This window comes from Flavobacterium sedimenticola, from assembly GCF_030053345.1.
In the GTDB taxonomy this organism is placed as follows: Bacteria; Bacteroidota; Bacteroidia; order Flavobacteriales; family Flavobacteriaceae; genus Flavobacterium; species Flavobacterium sedimenticola.
Genome location: NZ_JASGBP010000003.1, coordinates 173,363 through 189,362, shown reverse-complemented (window position 1 = coordinate 189,362; position 16,000 = coordinate 173,363). Strand labels below are relative to the sequence as shown.

The 16,000-nt window shown below is 40.5% G+C and carries 12 protein-coding genes; all 12 read right to left on the bottom strand.

Translation table 11 applies throughout. The features are described 5' to 3' along the window. Nucleotides 1–4: 4 nt before the first annotated feature. Complete coding sequence (lepB, locus tag QHT84_RS07155; protein WP_283238873.1) at nt 5–1,756, bottom strand: signal peptidase I; 1,752 nt, start codon at nt 1,754–1,756, stop codon at nt 5–7. 68 nt (nt 1,757–1,824) lie between these two features. After that, nucleotides 1,825–2,547, bottom strand: coding sequence for a 4-hydroxy-tetrahydrodipicolinate reductase (gene dapB / locus QHT84_RS07150; protein ID WP_283238872.1), 723 nt, complete (start codon nt 2,545–2,547; stop codon nt 1,825–1,827). After that, on the bottom strand, nt 2,547–3,035 hold the full coding sequence (locus QHT84_RS07145) for a DUF5683 domain-containing protein (protein ID WP_283238871.1): 489 nt from the start codon (nt 3,033–3,035) through the stop codon (nt 2,547–2,549). The genes dapB and QHT84_RS07145 overlap by 1 nt, the downstream gene beginning before the upstream one ends. Nucleotides 3,036–3,103: 68 nt before the next feature. Further along, nucleotides 3,104–4,003 carry a ParB/RepB/Spo0J family partition protein gene (locus tag QHT84_RS07140; protein WP_283238870.1) on the bottom strand — a complete coding sequence of 300 codons (900 nt, stop codon included), beginning with the start codon at nt 4,001–4,003 and terminating at the stop codon, nt 3,104–3,106. Nucleotides 4,004–4,011: 8 nt separating this feature from the next. After that, nucleotides 4,012–4,776, bottom strand: a complete 765-nt coding sequence (locus QHT84_RS07135; protein ID WP_283238869.1) for a ParA family protein — start codon at nt 4,774–4,776, stop codon at nt 4,012–4,014. Between the two features lie 156 nt (nt 4,777–4,932). After that, complete coding sequence (locus tag QHT84_RS07130) at nt 4,933–5,817, bottom strand: SDR family oxidoreductase (protein ID WP_283238868.1); 885 nt, start codon at nt 5,815–5,817, stop codon at nt 4,933–4,935. A 108-nt stretch (nt 5,818–5,925) separates the two neighbouring features. Next, on the bottom strand, nt 5,926–6,858 hold the full coding sequence (locus QHT84_RS07125; RefSeq protein ID WP_283238867.1) for a T9SS type A sorting domain-containing protein: 933 nt from the start codon (nt 6,856–6,858) through the stop codon (nt 5,926–5,928). Nucleotides 6,859–7,002: 144 nt separating this feature from the next. Next, a complete protein-coding gene (locus QHT84_RS07120; protein ID WP_283238866.1) occupies nt 7,003–8,796 on the bottom strand; it encodes a T9SS type A sorting domain-containing protein in 1,794 nt (597 codons plus the stop codon). A 110-nt stretch (nt 8,797–8,906) separates the two neighbouring features. Then, entirely contained in the window at nt 8,907–10,514 is a 1,608-nt protein-coding gene (locus QHT84_RS07115) for a hypothetical protein (RefSeq protein WP_283238865.1), read from the bottom strand. 73 nt (nt 10,515–10,587) lie between these two features. Beyond that, nucleotides 10,588–11,715: a methionine aminotransferase gene (locus QHT84_RS07110; protein ID WP_283238864.1), complete on the bottom strand. Its 1,128-nt coding sequence runs from the start codon at nt 11,713–11,715 to the stop codon at nt 10,588–10,590. A 77-nt stretch (nt 11,716–11,792) separates the two neighbouring features. After that, entirely contained in the window at nt 11,793–12,296 is a 504-nt protein-coding gene (locus QHT84_RS07105) for a YybH family protein (RefSeq protein WP_283238863.1), read from the bottom strand. 258 nt (nt 12,297–12,554) lie between these two features. Next, nucleotides 12,555–15,875 (bottom strand): T9SS type B sorting domain-containing protein, encoded by a 3,321-nt coding sequence (locus tag QHT84_RS07100; RefSeq protein WP_283238862.1) that lies wholly within the window; start codon nt 15,873–15,875, stop codon nt 12,555–12,557. Nucleotides 15,876–16,000: the final 125 nt, after the last annotated feature.

Below are 16,000 nucleotides of genomic sequence, written 5' to 3'. Positions count from 1 at the left end.
ACATCTAGGCTTTAGCGTTTTTCTTTTTCTTCCAAAAATAATCCCCTACAAAATACAACGCTAATAAGATCAGGAAGTATTTGAAGTAGGATTCCGGTTGGCCTTCACCGCTTACGGTAGTAAACATTCTGTCCCAACGAATCTTGTTCAAACCACTGCCGTTGCTGTCCCAACTCATCCAAATAAATACCGGTTTCCCTACAATGTGGTTCTCCGGAACAAATCCCCAGTAACGACTGTCTTCCGAGTTGTGACGGTTGTCACCCATCATCCAATAATAATTTTGTTGGAACGTGTATGTAGTGGCTTTTTGGTCGTTAATGTAAATGTCGTTGCCTTTTACTTCCAACTTATTGCCTTCATAATCTGAAATGATTCGGGCGTAAAAAGGCAGTGTTTCCAGGCTTAAAGCAACTTGTTTTCCGGCTTCCGGGATGTAAATCGGACCTAAATTGTCTTTGGTCCAGTTTCTTTGCTTTTCGCTGTGCGGGAAAATTTCATACACTTCGCGGCAGTATTTTACGGCTTTACTTTGTTTAATCAAATTAACCACATCGGCAGGAAGATTGTAGATTCGGATAATGTTGCCGTCCCTTTCTTCCACTCTGAACTTTCCGGACTCTTTGATTTGATTGATGATGTTCAAGAAACCGTCGTTTACATCAGGATTGTATTTAAAATCGTAAGTGAAAGCCGTATTTACAGTGTCGATGGCTTTGGTTACCTCTAAAATTCCGGGAACCGATTTTAATTTTTGAACACTTTCATCCGTTAGTGCCGGGAAGTATAAAATGCTGTCCTTGTACATGCCGCCGCGATCATTTTCATACGGATTCAAATCGGCAAAAAGTTGCGGATAATTAAAATTAGGGTCGTACTTAAACTTGGCGGTATACGAGTATTGCGGTTTCGCTCTGTCGGACAACACCAAAGGCTGGTTATTGACAAACAATTCACTGTTTTTAATTTGAATTTGATCGCCCGGAATGCCTACGCATCGTTTTACGTAATTCGATTTTTTGTCGATGGGTTTGTAGGCGTAACGCCCCGAAGGATCACGGAAATAGTACACCGTATCTACCGGCCAATTGAATACAACAATGTCGTTGCGCTCAATTTTTTCAAAGCCCGGAAATCTGAAATAAGGATATTGTGGTCGACTCAAATACGATTTGGTATTCAATAAGGGTAAAGTATCGTGAACCATAGGTGCCGCTACCGAGGTAATGGGCGTTCTGGCCCCGTAATGAAACTTACTCACAAATAAAAAGTCACCCACCAATAAGGTTTTTTCCAAGGAAGAAGTCGGAATAGTAAACGGTTGCATCACATAGGTATGCACCAAAGTGGCTACAACCACGGCAAAAATAATGGAGCTAACAGTGTCACCGGTTTTGGTACGTGCTACCAAACTGCGATCGGTGATATGGGTCACATTTTGAGTATAATTAACGTAATAGATATAAAATCCCAACGTAAAAAGACCAAGCCAAGTATCGATTGTGCTGTTTTTTCCGAAACTTCTCAACGTTTCTACCCAAACCACCGGAATCATAATGAGGTTGATGATTGGGATAAACAGCAATAAAGTCCACCATGTAGGGCGGTTGATTATTTTCATCAACGTTATGGCATTATAGACCGGAACAAAGGCTTCCCAGCGTTTTCTGCCGGCTTTTTCATAGAGTTTCCAAGTTCCTAATCCGTGTATTAACTGAATTATCAGAAAAAAAACTAACCATTGATATGTTGACATACGCTATATTTTTTTACTATTGGTAATTTGTTTTTGTTTTTCGTTACAGCGGAAAAACAGATTGGTTATTATGCTTTTAAATTGAGAACATCTTTCATCGAGAAAACGCCCTTTTTTCCCTGAATCCATTCGGCTGCCAACACGGCGCCTAAGGCAAAACCTTCACGATTGTGGGCTACGTGTTTGATTTCGATATAATCAACATCGGATTGATAAAAAACACTGTGGGTTCCGGGTACATTTTCAATACGTTTAGCCTCGATAACAATTTCATCAGATGCTGCTTTAGTATCGGCAGGTTTTCCTTCAATCCAGCCTGCGTAAGCCGAATTTTCAATGATGCCGTTTGCCAATGAAATGGCGGTCCCGCTGGGAGAATCGAGTTTTTGAGTATGATGAATTTCTTCCATCGATACCTTGTAAACCGAGGAAAACCGGGCCATTAGTTTGGCCAGATACGTATTCAATTCAAAAAAAAGATTGACACCCAAGCTGAAATTGGAGCCGTATAAAAAAGCGCCGTTTTGACTTTGGCATAAAGCGACCACATCGTTGTATTTTTCCAACCAACCGGTAGTGCCCGAAATCACCGGAACACCTTGGTTGAGACAAGTGGTGATGTTTTCTACCGCCACCGAAGGCACACTGAAATCAATAGCAACATCGGCCGAGGAGAGTCCATCAAAGGAATTGGAACTGCTTTTTCGGAGTACAATTTCGTGTCCTCTTTCCAAAGCGATACGTTCAATCACTTTGCCCATTTTGCCGTAACCTAAGAGAGCTATTTTCATCAGAATCGGTAATTAAAAGTCAAACCAACATTGGGTTGCGCCGTAAAATCGTTTTGATACACATCGGGTGCCACTGATAATTTATCGTTGACATTAAATTGAATTAAATGCGCATCCACATTGGCATCCACTATGTTTAAAACGTAGAAACCAAGCGTAACCAACAACGACAAATCGCGGTTGCGTTGGTAAAAGCGTTGCGCCTGAATCAAACGAGAATCGTCAAGGTATTGGTATTGATCGTCGTTAAATCCGGCTAAGCGTCTTTTATAGGCATCGCGATAGCTGTGGTATTTTTTATTGTTGTCTAAATAAAAATACATACTGGTACCAATGGCACCATATACGATAGGGATTTTCCAGTATTTTTTATTGTAAGCCTGACCTAATCCGGGCAATATGGCCGAATAAAAAGCCGCTTTAGTAGGTCGCAACGGGTCGATTTCTTGGAGTTTCAGCGTGTCTTTAACCACTAAAACTTCTTTCATTTCTTGGGAAAAAAGAAACGGGCTTCCCCAAAGGAAAAAAAGAATGGTTATATAACAAACGCCCTTCACTAACCTTTAATTAATTTAACAATACGGTTGAAGTCTTCTTCCGAATGAAACGGGATGGTGATTTTTCCTTTACCGTTACCGGCGACTTTGATGTCGATTTTAGAACCGAAGAAATTGGTAATTGCCTTTTTTTGGTCTTCTGCAACTGTGAAGTTTTCACCTTTTTTGGCTTTGGCTGGAGCCGGTTTCAAGCTGTCGTGGTAGTTTTTTACCAAGGCTTCGGTTTCGCGTACCGAAAGATTCTGACTGACAATCTTTTGATAAATATCGGTTTGAATATTGTGATTGTCAATATTGATGATGGCTCGACCGTGTCCCATACTGATAAAACCGTCTCGGATACCGGTTTGGATAATCGGGTCTAACTTTAATAAGCGCAAATAGTTGGCAATAGTAGACCTTTTTTTACCCACGCGCTCACTCATTTGCTCCTGCGTCAACTGAATTTCATCAATTAATCGTTGGTATGATAAAGCAATCTCAATAGGATCTAAATCGTGACGCTGGATGTTTTCCACCAAAGCCATCACCAACGATTCGTTATCGTTCGCAATGCGAATATAAGCCGGAACGGTAGTTAATCCGACCATTTTAGAAGCGCGCAAACGACGCTCTCCCGAGATTAATTGGTATTTATTGAATTCTAATTTGCGAACTGTAATCGGTTGAATTAACCCCAATTCTTTGATAGAAGAGGCCAATTCCTGAAGTTGTTCTTCATTGAAATTGGTTCTGGGCTGAAACGGATTAATTTCAATAGCATCAATATCCAATTCGATGATATTTCCAACGACTTTATCGGCATTTTTATCATTAACCGATTTGATATCGTTATCCGGATCTTTCAACAGGGCCGACAATCCTCTTCCCAATGCTTGTTTCTTAATCGCTTTTGCCATGCTGTTTCTTAACTGTTTTTCTTGATAATTTCTTGTGCTAAGCTCAAGTAGTTGGTGGCTCCTCGGCTGGTAGCGTCAAAATTTATAATACTTTCTCCGAAACTCGGGGCTTCACTGAGTTTTACATTGCGTTGGATGATGGTTTTGAAAACCATGTCATTAAAATGCTTTTGTACTTCTTCGACTACTTGGTTCGACAAACGCAGGCGCGAATCGTACATGGTGAGTAAAAGACCTTCGATATCTAAATTGGCATTGTGTATTTTTTGGACGCTTTTGATGGTGTTTAATAATTTGCCTAACCCTTCCAAAGCGAAATATTCACACTGAATCGGAATCACGACACTATCGGCTGCAGTCAAGGCATTCAGTGTGAGTAAACCCAATGAAGGTGCACAATCAATCAAAATATAATCGTATTCGTCTTTGATGCTTTCCAAGGCTTGTTTAAGCATGTATTCGCGGTTTTCTTTATCGACCAATTCGATTTCAATCGCTACCAAATCAATATGAGCCGGAATTACCCAAACATTGGGAGAGCTCGACGCAATCGTGGCTTCTGCAGGCGTGTTGCTGTGTTCTAAAATTTGATAGGTTCCGATTTCGACACTTTCCACGTCTATTCCCAAACCCGAACTCGCATTGGCTTGCGGATCAGCATCAATCAATAACACTTTTTTTTCTAAAACACCCAGTGATGCAGCTAAATTGACTGAAGTTGTCGTTTTACCGACGCCTCCTTTTTGATTGGCAATTGCAATGATTTTACCCATTTATGTCTAAAAAATTTTGAGCCGTAAAAATACGATTAATTATGGCTTTGTCAAGGCTTATTTGTTAACATTTCGGTAAAGTTTTTAAGGGGTTCGTTTTCAGTTACCGTCGCAGTTTTCAGTCCAAAATGACGCAACAGTGACTTCAACGGATGGCTACGATTTATTCCCTTTATTTTTAATCATGGCTTCGAGCATATCCCACATTTCCTGCGGAATTTTTTCAAGAATATTGAATTGTCCGGCCCCTTGCAACCATTCACCGCCATCAATGGTAATCACTTCACCGTTGATGTAGCTCGAAAAATCGGAAACCAAATAAGCCGCCAAATTTGCCAACTCCTGATGGTCGCCCACCCGACGCAACGGCACTTTTTTGGCCATATCAAATTTTTCGGCTAAATCGCCCGGAAGGAGTCGGTCCCAGGCGCCTTTGGTAGGAAACGGACCCGGCGCGATGGCATTCATGCGAATACCGTATTTGGCCCATTCCACAGCCAAACTTCGTGTCATGGCTAATACGCCTGCTTTGGCTGTAGCACTCGGTACAACATAACCGGAACCGGTCCAGGCGTAAGTGGTTACGATATTGAGCACATTGCAATTGGTTTGTTTTTGCTGAATCCAATGCTTACCAAAGGCCAAAGTACAGTTTTTGGACCCTTTTAAAACAATATCGATGATGGTGTCAAAGGCATTGGCCGACAATCTTTCGGTTGGCGATATGAAGTTTCCGGCGGCATTGTTGAGTAAAACGTCTACTTTACCGTAGGCCTTTAGTGTCTCGGCTAACATGGCTTCAACTTGGTCATAATGCCGCACATCACATTGGATTGGTAAACATTTCCCGCCGGTTTGTTGCTCCAATTCGGAAGCCGTAGTTTTTAATTTTTCAATATCTCTCGACGTGATAGCCACTTTGGCACCCAATTCCATGAAATATTTAGTCATGGCCTTGCCCAAACCGCTGCCACCGCCTGTAATAACAATTACCTTATCTGCTAAAGCGTTATCGCGAAGCATTTTTGCTGAAAAATCCATACTGTTTTATTTTTAGTAAAGATATAAACTTCAGGTGTAGAAAAAAATAAACCGGATTGAAGATCTGGCTTCAATCCGGTTCATCGCTAAGTCCTACTTAACTGGGTTCTATTTTTTGATAAACTTTTTTAGGATGCTACCCGAATTCGATTCGGCGTGTAGAAAATAAACACCGGCACTTAAGTCGCTGACGTCCATGGTGTAAATGTAACTCGAAGCTTCGTTAATGGTATTCATTTTTACCACTTTACCTTGCGTATTGATGATTTTGTAGGCAACACTTTGCTCTCCAAGATTGCCGGGAATAATGTTCAATTCGCTTTCGGTCACAGTCGGATACATTTTAAATTCGTTTTCGTTTGGCGTTTCATCTAATCCCAATGCGGCAAAATTGGTCACTACATTATCAACTATTAAACGACTTCCGAAAGTTGGAGTAGTGCCTTCTTTCGCCATGTTAAAAGTGATGGTCATAAAAGCCGGACTTACACTACCGCTATAATTGATTGGCATGTAGATGTATTCATAGAAGTCATTAGTTCCTGCAATATCAATGGTTGCCACTCCGATTTCGACACCTTGATTGTTGAGTACTTTTATGGTGGCTTCGGCAATATCATCTCCGGCCGGCATGAATTTGTAATAAAAACCCAGCATCGAAACATTGGCGCCCGGTGCTACGGGTATCCCGGCATTCCAGCCCGGAGCATCTTGTGTTTCATCACTGAAAATAGTAGCACTTCCGGTAATAACTTCATTTTTGGTGACATTGTAAGCATTCGAAATCTCCATGGCATATTGTCCGCTTTGCGGTTCAAAAGAAGCGTAAACCAATGAGGGAATGCACCAAGTATACAAAATTTCATCGGCAACGCTTTCGCCGGTTTCGGTATCCAGGGAAACCTCTTGTGTAAAATTCATACCCCAATTACTGGGTAGAAAATTAGGTTTGATGTTTTCAAAATTTCCGTTTACTACTTGTGCTTCTAGGGAAGCTGCCGTTAGTAAAAACACACTTAGGGTAAGGTAAATGTTTTTCATAATGATTGATTTTGATTAATGATGTTTTTCTTTTTCATAGCAATTTTAAAAGTCAAAAGTAGCCAATAGAAAATTAAATACGGCATTTTGCAGGTAGACAATAGGTAAACATCAGAAAAAAAAGAATAAGCGTTGCTTTTATAATTAATTTAAAATCAATTTTTTACACATTGTTTTGTTGTCGGAGGTCAGTTGAACCATGTAAATACCTCCGGCTAAGTTTTGTAAGTTCAAAACGGATTCTGCCTGTTTGATGTTTTCCGAGAATACTTTTTTTCCTGAGAGATCAAATACCGTTATGGTAGCTTCCGTGCCCAATTCTTTCACACCAATAGTAACCCAACCTTTCGACGGATTCGGATACAATTCAAAATCGACATCTTCGAAATCAGGGTTATTTAATTGACAAGTGATAGGATTATCGTATTTGGCCATAAAAATTCCGGCATTGTTTGGCAATCCTATATTGTTAGAGTTCAACAAAAATTCGGTTGTCGGCGAAGGATCAAAGTCGAGTTGACCTCTAAACGTACCGGTAATGATGATATCATTGTTATGATCTAAGGCAATCGGGAGATAACCGTTAAAATCCACAAACACCACCGTTCCCAGTTTCCCGATATCCATCGACCAAAGATGTTCACCATTGGTAGTATAGGAAGCAATAAAGGCATCAATTTGATTAGTCATGGTGCTCAACACTCTTTCTTCGGGTGCCGGATTAAAGTCGCAATCTCCCTGAAATTCGCCCGATACATAAATATTGTTGCAATTGTCTACGATGACATTGGAAACAAATGAATTTGGGAAAAATGCCGATTGATTGGTTATTGGTACCCCGAAGTGTTTGGTCCACATTAAAGTACCGTTGGTATTGTATTTGGCCAAAAAAGAGCTGTAAAATCCGTTGGTGTCTAATGAAGTCGTGGTGGGCAAGAATGTAGTATTGCCTTTGAATGCACAAGCTAAAATAATATCTTCTTGGTTGTCTTTTTTGATAAAAGGCATAAACATATCGGTTGTTGCGGTTCCTCTGATATGTCGGTTCCAAATGAGATCGCCGCTGTTGTTGAATTTGGCAATAAAAGCCGAACTGATAGCGCCGCTTGATACCGACTGTGATGTGATAAAAGTGTTAACGCCGGGATTTGGGTCTATATCTACAGTTCCCAAAAAGATACCACTCAAGAAAATATTATTGGCGGAATCGGTTTCCATGCCTGATATAAGCACACCGCCGTTGCATCGAAATTGTTTTACCCATTCGAAATTTCCCGAATCCGTCAACGACAATAAAAAACCATCGCTGTTAAAAGCTGTCAGATTGTTTGTTTCTCCGGCAGCCGGATTAAAATCCATCGTTCCGGCAAAAATGCCCGAGATTATAATGGAGTTATTCAGTTTTTTCAAGGCAAATGTACTCACAAAGTTTTCTTCAACATCATCAAAATAACGGGTCCATATTTCGCTTCCGTCGGTATTCCACTTCGACACAAAAAAACCTCGTGTACTGGTAAAACCGGTCAAATACAACTGGTTTCCGTCGATAATCATAGCCGCACCGCGTTCTTCGTTTAAATTGGCGAAAGTGGGCTCGATTAAATTGTGTACCCAAATGAGCGCTCCCTGCGGATTGTATTTGGCCACATAAACATCGGCTTCCCCGCCGTTACTACCCACCGTTCCGCCTTGAAATACCATAGGAAAAGTACCCGAGGCACCGGCGTCGAAATCGACGGTGCCGTGATACAAACCGGTGACATAAAAGTTCCCGTTGCTGTCGGTTACTGTGGCACGAGACCAAATACCGTGTTCATGATTGGATTCTAAGGATTGTGCCCATTGTAACGTAGGCGTTTGTCCGTAATTCTTGTCGGTGTTAATGAGAGCAGCAAGCCATAACAGAAAAGCGGTACTGCGAAAAAAAAGGTGTTTCATAGCTTTATTTTTTTTGTTGAAGTCAAAATTATAAAGCTGAGGTTTTGAATCGTAATTTTTGAGGTTTACAAAAGGTAGACAGTGTTTTTAATTTTCTGTAAAACAGTGTTTTAAACACTTAAAATAAAATCGGTCAGGTTTTCTTCGGTAGTTAATTGCAATTTTTTTCTCAGACGATGACGCGCCGTTTTAACACTATCGGGTGAAATATTTAAAATAGATGCCATTTCCTTGATGGAAAGATTGAGTTTGATTAAAGCACAAATTTTTAAATCGTTGGCACTGATGTCGGGATATTTTTGTTTCAATCGGGTGTAGAAATTTTTATTAACACTTTCAAAATAATATTCAAAGTCGCGCCAATTGTTCTCCTGAATAGTGTATTTACTCACCAATTTTTTGAGTTCGGCTTCGGCATTCGGTACTTTTTTGCCAATGATATTCTTGATTTCGTCCAGAATTTCATTCTTTTCAATCATCTGAATGGTAATCGCGCTCAGTTGGCTTTCCTTGTGCTCAATGTCGTTTTGAAATTGCTGCTCTTTGAGACGCTTTTGTTCTTCCATTAGCAACACCAATTCTTCTTTGGTTTTGAGCAATTGCTTGTCGCGCTTGTTGATTCTTTTCAGAAAGAAATACAAAATCGAAAATATCAGAATCAACAACCCCAGCAGCGTAATCAACAAATAATTGGTGAGTTTGGAAACTTGCTGTTCTTTGGAAATCAATTCCAATTTTCTGTTTTTTTCCGAGACTTCAAACTGTACTTCCAAGCTTTTTACGATTTGTTCTCGTTCAAACGAATAGAAACTGTCTTTTATTTGAATGACTTCTTCTTGTAATTGACTGACTTTCAAAAAATCATTTTGCTTTTTTTTCAGTTCAATTAACGTTTCTATGGTTTTGATTTCAAATGTTTTATCGCTCAGCGGAATAGCAATAATTCGGGCTTTGTCAATATAGCTTTCGGCGGTTGCGGCGTTGGGATTAAAGTCCATGTGCCATTTACCTATGGCGATTAAAGCGAAAACCTGTGCTTGTTTGTTTTGTGATTTTTCGGCTAATGCCAATGCTTTTTGAAAGTAGTTTAAACTGCTTTCTTTTTGGCCTTTCTTTTGGGCCATTTCACCGAACTTTAAATACGATGACGGTAAATACGCGATGTTGTTGCGCTTTTCAAATTCGGCTAAAGCTAATTGGTAGAAGCGTTCGGAATCGGCATACTCTTTTTCAATTTCATACAAATTTCCCAAACTGTTATAAGCCAAGCCTAAGGTTCCGGTGCTGTCGTTTTGCCCTTTGAGTTCCTCGATGACTTCCAAGCTCAATCGTTTGGCGTCGTCGTACTTTTTTTGTCGGCCGTAGATAGTACTGATGAGTTGCAAGCATTTGTACCGGCCGATTTTGGCGGATTCCGCATGAGTTTTCTCTAGTTTTTTGTAGGTATCAAGCGATTGTGTGGCAAATTGCAATCCTTTTTCCAAACTCGAACCGTAGGAGCAAACACCCAAATAAAACAAAGCATCAGCTTTGTCTTTGAGGTTTTTATCTTTATCGGCTTTTTCGTTAGCGGCCCAAAAATATTTAAAAGCTTCGTCCTCGTTGTCTTTAATTAATTCGGCCCAGCCTTTTTGAAGCAACGTGTTCGACGATGGTTGTGCCAAGCCAAAACCGGATAAGAGTAATACAAGAAAATAAAAGCAGTTCCGAAAATTCATATTTCAAAAGTAGCTTTTTTTGATGTTACTCCGTAAAAATGAGGTTGACATCAAGTAAACATCCTTAATTTGCTTACAGTTTCATCAATCGTTCCGTAGCATTTTGCAGGGTATCATCGTCTTTGGCAAAACAAAAGCGAATGCAGTGATAATCGGTTCCGTTGGCGTAAAATGTAGAAATCGGAATGGTGGCTACACCGAATTCGGTCACTAATCGACGGGTAAAATCGACATCGTTCTCATCCGAAATACCGGCATAGGACGCGACTTGGAAATACGTCCCTTCGCAAGGTAAGAGTTCTAATTTGGTCGCCTGCATCAACTGTCGGAACCTATCTCTTTTTTGTTGGTAAAATCTCCCGATTTCCGTCACGTCAACCTGATCGATGTAGGCATTAAGCGCATGTTGAGCCATGCTGCTGACACTGAAAACCAAAAACTGATGTACTTTTTTGATTTCTTTCATGATGCTCTCAGGTGCAATGACATATCCGATTTTCCATCCGGTAATGTGGAATGATTTCCCGAAAGACGATATGCTGATGCTTCTGTCCCAAAGTTTCCTGCGATGATGTACCGAAATATGTGGTTGTTCAAATCGGATGTACTCGTATACTTCATCTGAAAGCACTAATAGGTTCGGATGGGTTTCGACCAAGTTTTCCAATTGTAAAAAATCATGCTCCGACCACATTTTTCCGGTCGGATTGTGCGGATTGTTAATAATGATGAGTCTTGTTTTTTTATTGGTCGCTGCTCGAATCGCGTCCCAGTTTGGTGTAAAATCGCTGTGAAGCGATACCCGAATCGGTTTGGCATTGCTCAATAAAATAGGCGCCTCATAACAATCGTAACTCGGATCGAGAATAACAACTTCTTCACCCGATTGCACTAAGGCTTGGATTGTGGCAAAAATGCCCTCGGTAGCACCGGCGGTAATCAGGATTTCAGAAGCAGGATTTACCATTCTTCCGTAAGATTGTTGGGTGAGCAAGGCTATTTTTTCCAAAAGCGAAGGCAATCCGCTCATCGGTGTGTATTGGTGTACATTTTCTTTAGAAAGTTTGGCTACAATTTCAATCAAACGTTCATCAATAGGGAAATTCGGAAATCCCTGCGATAAGTTAATCGCTTGGTGTTCGTTGGCCAATTGCGACATAACCGTGAAAATACTCGTGCCGATGTGTGGAAGTTTTGACATGCTTTTGTTTTTGGTAAAGATATAAAATACCTTTCTCAAGAAAAAAGCACTCGTGTGAGAGTGCTTTTTGTAATTTTTTATTTCTTCTTTTCTATGGGTTTATCTGAAGCTCCCATATCGCGGATACAAACGTACTTGCCGTCTCTTTTTTCAAAAAGCGCCATATAATTACCGCTGTACTTTACCGTATCGGTAGAGTCGGTTACACTGTAGCTGCCAATTTCCACTACCTGATTGCCATCGTTGGAAGGGAAAACTTCATTAGCGGTAAAGGTGACTTTGGTACCGGCACTATCTTTAATATCGGCGGCGAGTTTGGCATCGATAGCTGCTTTACCAACCAAAGGTGGTTTGTTTTGTTCAAAACTGGTAGCGTCGTCAGCATAGTACTTGATGCCTTCTGTTTTTCCGGCATTCAGCGCATCCGCAAAAGCAGTTTCCATGGTTTGAATTTCTGCTTTGATTTGTTCTTTGTCTACTGTCGATACAGCAGCAGGAGCTTCTTCTTTTTTAGATTGACAGGCAATGAATAGAATCGCAATAACGCCCAAAGCGATTCCAGCTAACATCTTGTTTTTCATAAATTATGGATTTAAGTTGATAATTTAGGTTACTCCACAAGATTAAGGGAAATCAAATATACATATAAAATATTGATTATAAGAAAATTACATTTATGTTTTGAAGGAGTGTACTTTTTAAAAAGCGTCTCATTGTGTAACCTTTTGATACTATTCCATCGCTAAAAAAAAATATCACCATTGTAGTGATTTTGGCCAAAGGCAGTGGCAATATCGAATGGGATCTTTGAGACTATTCTGTCAATAAAACGAATCGTCTTATCGTTTTAAGGAAAAATGCCCTTTGTGAATTCGTCCGTCTTCCCGCTGAACCACAAACCAATAATCGTCTGAAAATAATTTTCTGCCGTTTAAAGTGCCATCCCAACCTGGTGTTCCCGAAGGGAAACCCGTGATAAGTTTGCCGTAACGGTCATAAATGTATACCTGAAAATGAGGCTCGTTATCGGAGTTCTTAATGTACCACGTATCATTTACACCATCATCATTCGGTGTAAAATAATGCGGATAGTTTAACAACCACACTACTTGTTGCAATGTTATGCAACCGCTCAAATCGCGCACATAAACTGTGTAAAGTCCCGGCGGTAATTGGGTAAAGGTATTTTCCGTTTGGTAGTTAATGCCATTGATAGAATATTCAAAGTTGCCGTTTTGAGTAGTAATTACAGTAATACTATTTTGGTTGGCAGTCCAATCGTTCAATTCAATACGATCTATTTCAGGTATGGTGGCTACATTAACGGTTAGGTTTTGAGTGACCGAACAAGTTTGAGGTGTAGCATTACAGCTGCCGTAGTCGTTGGTAGCCGTTACCGATAACGTGGTTAGTCCGGGTTCACTTATGGTTATTGCCGAATCGGTAGAACCGTTTGACCAACTGTACGTAGTCATCGGTAAATTACCGATACCGGCATCAAGGACGGCCGATTGGCTCTCACAAATTAAATATTCCTGATCCAGATGAAGAGAAGGAATTTGGCCGCTGATGACATTAAAAGATCCGGTTTGATAACAGTTAGGGTATTGATTGAAAAGCAGCCTGATATATACCGTTTGCGGGTTATTAGTTGGATTAAAATGGGTAAGATTGGTAATTGGATTGTTGTTATTTTGGGCATCAGCGAGACTGTAGTGGTAGCTAAGCGTATATTCGGCTGGGGACTGTATTCCCAAAATACCGGCTGATTGGGTAGTTAGATTAAATGTTTCATTACCGGTGACAGTATTGGAACAGCTGAACATATCACAAACCGGATAAATTGTAACCAATGATTCCAAATCCGAGACATCAAAAGTGCGGATAATCGTATTGCCACAGTTGTCTTCTATTTGAAATTTATATATAGCCGGAACCAGATTCTGAAATAAATTAGAGGAACCGTTGTCTAGGAAAAAGGGGCTTCCGTCTTTTTCAATGATAGTAAAGTGCAAGGGAGGTTCACCACTGGTAAAGAGGATGACATCTAAATTCCCACTGCCGGAACACGGTACTCTGTACACATCATTAATCGCTAATACACGATCAAATGTTAAATAGGGCGACAAAATTTCAATGCAATCTTTTACTTCGTTCGGTACTAAATTACTATTGATATCTCTACCGTTTTGGTATGAGGTAAAATGGTGTACAATGCGAAAAGTGCCATTAAAAATTAAATTTGAATTAGTCGTGTTGTTTTGTAGTTCTATACCGGTGGTGTTATCGGGGACAGTACCGCTTGTATAGGGGATTTCCGTGTCGGGATGCCCCCAGGTTCCGGTATCCGGGTCCAGCAGTTTTTGCAACCAAAAACTTTGACCGACACCCAAATTACTAATAAAAGCCAATTGAACATCAAACGCACCGCAGCCTTGTATGAGTGAAAAATTACTACTGACGATGGTGTATCCTTCGATAAAAACTGTGGTGTCCACGATAAAGCCGCAACTGTCTGTTGTTCTGAATGTATAATTGCCCGAAGGAAGATTATTCAGGTACAATTTTCCTGAAGTAACAATATGGTTACTTACATTATGCGGGAGCGGAGAAGGATAAGAGGATGGAGCATTTGTTATGATTGCAGAAGTAAGCGAGCCGTTTCGACTTCTTATTTCAATAGAGCCGAATCCTTCGCTGCAACCTTGTAAAATAGAGGTAACGATACCTTGATCCTGATAAGGCGGCACTGTTACCTGAACCGGATCGAGTGGGTCATTACATTCATCTGTAATGATTACCGTATAATCCCCAAATGGAATTTGATTCACCACCAATATGCCTCCGGCATTGATACTGGCCGTTACATCATGAGGTAATGGAAACGGGTAATTAGCAGGTGCTGCGGTGATTATGGCCGTCAATATTTTTTGACCGGTTACAAAAATTATAATCTGTCCGCTATTCGATTGACAACCGTTGCTATTGCCAACGGCGTTTACAACGGGAGGCAGATAGGTAACCTCAAAATCAATGGTTTGTGTTTTGCCGCATTCGTCGATTACGGTCACAGTGTAACTGCCAAACGGAACGGATATCGTATCGTTAGAAAAGGTTACGGTGGTTTGGCTAAACGGTCCCGGAAAATAAGCGTTAAAAACAGTAGGGTCAAATCCCGCAGGATAACTGTCAAAATGCAAACTATAGGAACCGGAAAAATGTTCAGTGTTTAGGGTAAATAAGTACAAACATTCAATATTTTGTACACTTGATGTAAAAGAAATATCATTTTCAACCACAAAACTTCTGACGGGATAGGTGGTGCCACAAGCATCCGTGACGATAATATCATATGGATAATCTTGATTGATATAGAAAGGAATGGTTTGTGAAATTATGGCTTCGGAGGGATTGCCGGAGTTTAGAGTGTAGTTGATAGTATTGGTGGTTCCGTCCGGTAAATGTAAAAGGTATTGAATTTGTAGCGGATAAGCAAGCACCGTACCTGCAGATGGTGTTAAGGTATTCGAGGCTATCACTGAAGAGCAAGAAAGCGGTACCACATCAGTAAATTCAGGAGGAGATATGTTGATAAAAACCGGTTGATTGTCAACAATGAAAGTCTGAACCACAGCATTACCACATTGGTCTACCACTCTTATTAAATACACGCCGTCAGTTAACCCGTGGAAGGTGTTAGAAGTTTGAGGCGGATAAGTCGTAGGTCCCGATATCAGTTCGTAGGTAGCAGCGTTGCCTGAAGTCACCACAACTGTAGCTGTACTGGCCGTAGAACACGCTTGATTAACGGTTTGCACCGAATAAGCCAAAGCGGTTACCGTACTGTTTACGGTGGCATCCGCTTCTTGAGTAGTGGTTACACCACCAACCGTTTCTCTGACTACAATATGATAATTTCCGGCGGTGAGTCCGTTCACTACATTGGATGTTCCTGAGGAAAAAGGAGTGCTTAAATTGGGAAGTTTATACACTACGAAAACGATGGTGCCACCGGGATTGGGATTGGATACGGAAAAGGTAAACGAACCGTTTCCGGCGCAGGTTTCATGGGTTACGGCTACAGAAAAGGTAAAGCAGAAACCAGCCAACGGGCAAAACATTAGCCATAAAAACACAAGTTTGTAAAACCCTTTTTTCATGTTGTACCGAAACTTATTGGTGTGATACGCAATACCTTTAATTGCGGATTGTAAACCTTAAAAGTATGAAATTTAAGCGAATAAGAAAAAAATTAACACTTTTGAAGAGTGAAACGTTGCTAAAA